Origin of the sequence: Flavobacterium sp., from assembly GCF_043773265.1 — a bacterium.
Classification (GTDB): domain Bacteria; phylum Bacteroidota; class Bacteroidia; order Flavobacteriales; family Flavobacteriaceae; genus Flavobacterium.
In genome coordinates, this window is the sequence record NZ_JAYVFH010000210.1 from 22,097 (window position 1) to 28,234 (window position 6,138).

General features: G+C 33.4%; 3 protein-coding genes. All 3 read left to right on the forward strand.

Features of this window, described 5'->3' with window-relative positions:
- The first annotated feature begins 46 nt into the window (after positions 1 to 46).
- Complete coding sequence (gene ychF / locus ACH2BO_RS11195) at positions 47 to 1,141, forward strand: redox-regulated ATPase YchF (protein WP_395044828.1); 1,095 nt, start codon at positions 47 to 49, stop codon at positions 1,139 to 1,141.
- Between the two features lie 433 nt (positions 1,142 to 1,574).
- Positions 1,575 to 3,434 (forward strand): DNA topoisomerase IV subunit B, encoded by a 1,860-nt coding sequence (locus ACH2BO_RS11200; protein WP_395044829.1) that lies wholly within the window; start codon positions 1,575 to 1,577, stop codon positions 3,432 to 3,434.
- Between the two features lie 130 nt (positions 3,435 to 3,564).
- On the forward strand, positions 3,565 to 6,138 hold a 2,574-nt coding region (locus ACH2BO_RS11205; protein ID WP_395044830.1), incomplete at its 3' end, for a DNA gyrase/topoisomerase IV subunit A.

Consider the following 6,138-nt stretch of genomic DNA (forward strand, 5'->3'; position numbering starts at 1 on the left):
AAATAATAAGATTATATTTGCACACTTTTTAAAACATACTAATAAAATGAAAGCAGGAATTGTAGGATTACCAAACGTAGGAAAATCGACTTTATTTAATTGTTTATCTAATGCTAAAGCGCAAAGTGCCAACTTTCCGTTTTGTACTATTGAACCTAATATTGGAGTTGTTAATGTTCCTGATCCAAGAATAAACAGATTGGAAGAATTAGTAAATCCAGAAAAAGTACAAATGGCAACAGTTGATATTGTTGACATTGCAGGTTTAGTAAAAGGCGCAAGTAAAGGTGAAGGTTTAGGCAATCAATTTTTAGCAAACATTAGAGAATGTAACGCCATTATTCATGTGTTACGTTGTTTTGATAATGATAATATTATTCATGTTGATGGCAATGTAAATCCAATTCGAGATAAAGAAACAATTGATATTGAATTGCAACTAAAAGATTTAGAAACCGTCGAAAAACGTTTAGAAAAAGTAAATCGTGCTGCCAAAACTGGAAACAAAGAAGCACAGGTAGAGAAAGCTCTTTTAGATAGAATTCGAGAAACATTATTACAAGCAAAATCAGCAAGAACAGTAGAACCACAAAATCAAGATGAAATTGAATTATTGGAAGATTTTCAGTTAATCACTAATAAACCAGTTTTATATGTTTGTAATGTTGACGAAGAATCAGCAGTAAACGGAAACAAATATGTTGACCAAATAAAAGAATTAGTAAAAGACGAAAATGCCGAAGTAATTGTTCTTGCAGTTGGCACCGAAGCAGATATTACTGAACTTGAAACTTATGAAGAACGCCAAATGTTTTTAGAAGATTTGGGATTAAAAGAACCAGGTTCGGCAGTATTAATTAGAGCTGCATACAAACTTTTAAAATTGCAAACCTACTTCACAGCTGGAGTTAAAGAAGTTCGTGCTTGGACCATAAATGTTGGCGATACAGCACCAAAAGCAGCTGGAGTTATTCATACCGATTTTGAAAAAGGATTTATTCGTGCCGAAGTAATTGCCTACGAAGACTTCTCCACTTTAGGTTCAGAAGCCAAAGTTAAAGAAGCCGGAAAACTAAGAGTTGAAGGAAAAGAATATATTGTAAAAGATGGTGATGTGATGCATTTTAGGTTTAATGTGTAATTATTAGAAAATAGTCCTTCGACAAGCTCAGGATGACAAAAGTGAATAGAATAAAGAAAATAGACTAGCCGCAAAAGAGATTTTGCGGTTTTTTTGTGCCTTCATCCAGCTTTCCATTGCAACCTGCCTGTCGGCAGACAGGTCTGGGGCAAAATGGTAGTAAATATTAATTTTTTTCTTTTGATTTTTTTGTCATTTCAACGATGGAGAAATCTCATCAAGTTATTCCCATTATGTGATTTCTCCTTCGTCGAAATGACAAATTTTTGGAAACTTCCATCTTCCATCTTCCAACTCCAATCTTCCAACTTCCTATTTCGTTCCATTTAAATCGCACTTTTAATTGTCAACATCATCTTAATAACTTCTATAAAAATCATTTTATAATTCTATCGAATTGAATTATATTAGCACAAAATCGATACAATTTAAAATGCAAGAGCAAGATCAATATACCGAAGACAATATTCGTTCACTCGATTGGAAAGAACACATCAGAATGCGTCCTGGAATGTATATCGGTAAACTCGGTGACGGTTCATCTCCAGACGATGGAATTTATATTCTTTTAAAAGAAACTATTGACAATTGCATCGACGAGTTTGTTATGGGTGCAGGAAAAGTAATCGAAGTTACTATTAAAGATAAGTTAGTTACAGTTCGCGATTATGGTCGTGGAATTCCGCTTGGAAAAGTAGTTGATGTAGTTTCTAAAATGAATACAGGTGGAAAATACGACTCCAAAGCATTTAAAAAATCAGTTGGATTAAATGGTGTTGGTACCAAAGCTGTCAATGCTTTGTCCAATTATTTTCGTGTTGAATCAGTTAGAGACAATCAACAAAAAGCCGCAGAATTCTCAGAAGGAAATCTAACTCTCGAAGAAGATATTGTTGAATCAACAAAGCGAAAAGGAACCAAAGTTTCGTTTGTAGCCGATGATGCTATTTTTAAAAACTACAAATACCGAAATGAGTATGTTGTTAAAATGCTCAAAAACTATTGTTACCTAAATACTGGATTAACAATATATTACAATGGTGAAAAATATTTTTCTGAAAATGGATTAAAAGATTTACTAGACGAAACCATTACCGAAGAAGATTCTGTTTATCCTATTATTCATTTAATTGGTGAAGATATTGAAATTGCTTTAACTCACAGTAAATCACAATATTCCGAAGAATATCACTCGTTTGTAAATGGTCAAAATACAACCCAAGGTGGAACACACTTAAACGCTTTTCGTGAAGCAATTGTAAAAACTATTCGCGAGTATTACAACAAAGGTTTCGAAGCATCCGATATTAGAAAATCTATTGTTTCGGCAATTGCTGTAAAAGTAGAAGAACCCGTTTTTGAAAGTCAAACTAAAACTAAATTAGGTTCTAACGATATTGGACCAAAAGGACCAACTGTTAGAACATTTGTTCACGATTTTATAACAACCAAACTCGATAATTTTCTTCATAAAAATCCAGAAACTGCCGATTTGCTTTTGCGAAAAATTTTGCAAGCAGAACGTGAACGAAAAGAACTTTCAGGAATTAGAAAATTAGCCAAAGACAGAGCTAAAAAATCGAGTTTGCACAATAAAAAATTACGTGATTGTAGAGTACATTTAACCGATTCTAAAAATCCGAGAAGTTTAGAAAGCACACTTTTTATTACCGAAGGAGATTCGGCATCAGGTTCAATTACCAAATCTCGTGATGTAAATACGCAAGCGGTTTTTAGTTTGCGTGGAAAACCTTTGAATTCTTATGGAATGTCGAAGAAAATTGTATATGAAAATGAAGAGTTCAATTTGCTTCAAGCGGCTTTAGATATTGAAGAAAGTATTGAAGATTTAAGATATAATAACATAGTAATTGCAACCGATGCCGACGTTGATGGAATGCATATTCGCTTATTATTGATTACATTTTTTCTACAATTTTTTCCAGAAATGATCAAAGAAGGACATTTGTATATTTTGCAAACGCCGTTATTCCGTGTTCGAAATAAAAAAGAAACCATCTACTGTTATTCAGACCAAGAACGCAAAGATGCCATAGAAAAACTAAAACCAAAACCAGAAATAACACGATTTAAAGGTTTGGGAGAAATTTCGCCAGACGAATTCAAGAATTTCATTGGCGAAAGCATTCGACTAGATCCTGTAATGTTAGATAAAGCAACCTCTATAGAAACCTTGTTAGAATTCTATATGGGAAAAAACACACCTGACCGACAAACATTTATTATTAATAATTTGAAAGTGGAATTGGATAAGGAATTGGTTGAGAAATAGTTGGCAGTATTCAGTTGTCAGTTGGCAGTAACTCAACTGAATAATTTAATTTAAAATAGTTAGATAAAAAAATTTAAAGTTTAGTACAGATAAAGTTAAACTTCTAAACCTTAAACTTTTAAACTTATATATGAAAGACGAAGAAGAAGATAACATCAACGAAGAAGAAACTAACGACGATTTAGACGACTCTACCAACAACGAAAGTGTAGACGAAGGATTTGAAGACATAAAATCGTCAAGCGGAAATCACTTTTACGACAACGACGAAAATCCCGAAGATACCATTACCAAAGTTACAGGAATGTACAAAGATTGGTTTTTGGATTATGCTTCTTATGTAATTCTCGAACGTGCTGTTCCTGCTATTGAAGATGGTTTTAAACCAGTTCAACGTCGTATAATGCACTCATTGAAAGAGTTGGATGATGGTCGCTACAATAAAGTTGCCAATGTAGTTGGACATACTATGCAGTATCATCCACACGGTGATGCGAGTATTGGTGATGCAATGGTGCAAATTGGGCAACGCGAATTGCTAATTGATTGTCAAGGAAACTGGGGAAATATCTTAACTGGAGATAGTGCTGCAGCTTCGAGATATATTGAAGCACGATTATCAAAATTTGCTTTAGAAGTTTTGTATTCGCCTAAAATTACCGATTGGGGAATGTCCTATGATGGTCGTCGTGCCGAACCAAATAATCTTCCTGTAAAGTTTCCGTTGCTATTGGCTTCTGGAGCAGAAGGAATTGCCGTTGGACTTTCTACCAAAGTTTTACCTCACAATTTTAACGAATTAATTGATGCATCCATAAAAATTCTGAAAGGAAAACCATTTACAATTTTTCCTGATTTTCAAACCGCAGGAATTGCTGATGTTGCCAATTATAACGATGGTTTACGTGGCGGAAGAGTTCGTGTGCGAGCCAAAATTTCGCAATTAGACAAGCAAACTTTAGTGATTACTCAAATTCCGTTTTCTACCAATACATCGACTTTGATTGATAGTATTTTGAAAGCCAATGAAAAAGGCAAAATCAAAATCAAGAAAATTGAAGACAATACAGCTGCCGAAGTTGAAATTTTAATTCACCTTTTTCCTGGAGTTTCTCCAGATAAATCAATCGATGCATTGTATGCTTTTACGGCTTGCGAAACTTCAATTGCACCTTTAGGTTGTGTGATTGAAGATAATAAACCACTTTTTGTTGGCGTTTCTCACATGCTAAAAATTTCGACAGAAAGAACCGTTGATTTACTTCGTCAAGAGTTAGAAATTCAACTGGAAGAGTTAAAAAATAAATGGCATTTTTCTACTTTAGAAAAAATCTTCATTCGAGAAGAAATGTATATCGATTTCAAATTATATTCTGATAAAGAATCCTTGTTTGAGTATATGTATAAACGATTTGAACAATTCAAAAAATCGTTTGTTAGAGAAATTGAAGATGACGATTTAAATAAACTAACTCAAATTCCGATGATTCGTATTACACGTTTTGACTCGGACAAAGCCGATGGTTTTATAGCCAATTTAGAAGCCGAAATGAAAGAAGTGCAACATCATTTAGACAACCTAATTGATTTTGCTATTGATTATTTTGCACGATTAAAAGAAAAATACGGAAAAGGTCGTGAGCGAAAAACAGAGTTAAAAAGTTTTGAGAATATTGAAGCTACAAAAGTAGTTTTACGAAACACAAAATTGTATGTAAATAAAGAAGAAGGTTTTTTTGGAACTGGTTTAAAGAAAGACGAATATGTTGCCGATTGTTCTGATATTGATGATGTTATTGTTTTCCTTCGTGATGGAAATATGATGGTAACAAAGGTCGATGAGAAGAAATTTATTGGTAAAGACATTATTCATATTGCTATTTTCGACAAAAGCGACAAACGCACGATTTACAACATGATTTACCGTGACGGAAAAAATGGTTCTTCGTTTATAAAGCGTTTCAATGTTTCGGGAGTTACTCGTGATAAAATGTACGATTTAACCAACGGAAGCAGTGGTTCGCAAGTTTTATATTTCTCTCATAATCCAAATGGAGAAGCTGAGGTTGTCACTATTTTGTTGCGTCAAGTAGGAAGTATTAAGAAACTAAAATGGGATTTAGATTTTGCTGATATTGCCATAAAAGGTCGTGTAAGCAAAGGAAATACTGTTTCTAAATATCCGATTAAGAAAATCGAACTGAAAGAAAAAGGAATATCTACTTTGCGACCAAGAAAAGTTTGGTTTGATGATACTGTTCAGAAATTGAATGTAGATGGAAGAGGAGAATTATTAGGAGAATTTCGCCCGAATGATCGTTTGTTAATCATTAATCAATCAGGAAAACTAAAAACTATTATTCCAGAACTGACTACGCATTTTGATGAAGATATGGTTGTACTTGAAAAATGGCATCCTAGAAAACCAGTTTCGGCGATTTATTTTGATGGAGAAAAAGAGCGTTATTATATCAAACGTTTCTTAGTTGAAAACGAAAATAAAGAAGAAATTTTTATCACCGAACACGAAAAATCACAATTAGAAATTGTTTCGACCGATTGGCGTCCTGTTGCCGAAATTATTTTTAATAAAGTAAAAGGAGTTCAGAAGGATAATCAAACGATAGATTTAGAACAATTTATAGGGGTAAAAGGCATAAAAGCCATTGGAAATCAATTAACAACTGACAAGCTAAAACAGGTA